Source organism: Aquabacterium parvum (assembly GCF_001447195.1).
Lineage (GTDB): Bacteria > Pseudomonadota > Gammaproteobacteria > Burkholderiales > Burkholderiaceae_C > Aquabacterium > Aquabacterium parvum.
Genome location: NZ_LFRI01000564.1, coordinates 1 through 273, shown reverse-complemented (window position 1 = coordinate 273; position 273 = coordinate 1). Strand labels below are relative to the sequence as shown.

Sequence of the window (273 nt, the reverse complement as noted above, 5' to 3'; positions counted from 1 at the left end):
CTTCTGCATGAAGCACCTGCTTTGCCCTCTGTGTGCCATTAGACGGGGCGCTAAGTCGATGAAAGCCTACTTGGATAGGTGGGAGGTCATCCGAGCCGAGAAAACGGCTCTGAGGCCTTTTTTGGTGACTTTGACGATGAAGAACGGTGATGACCTGGCTGAACGCTTTAAGCACCTTCATAGAGCCCAGCGCGAGCTATGGAAACGCCGGCAACGTGGTCGCGGCTCTGTGCTCGATGGTGTTGTGGGCGCTGTTTGGTCATACGAAGTGAA

The 273-nt window shown here is 54.6% G+C and carries 1 protein-coding gene; it reads left to right on the top strand.

The features are described 5' to 3' along the window. Nucleotides 1-149 precede the first annotated feature (149 nt). The gene (locus tag ABG80_RS23905) at nt 150-272 is read left to right on the top strand and encodes a hypothetical protein (protein ID WP_268760913.1); all 123 of its coding nucleotides are present in this window, start codon (nt 150-152) and stop codon (nt 270-272) included. Nucleotide 273: the final 1 nt, after the last annotated feature.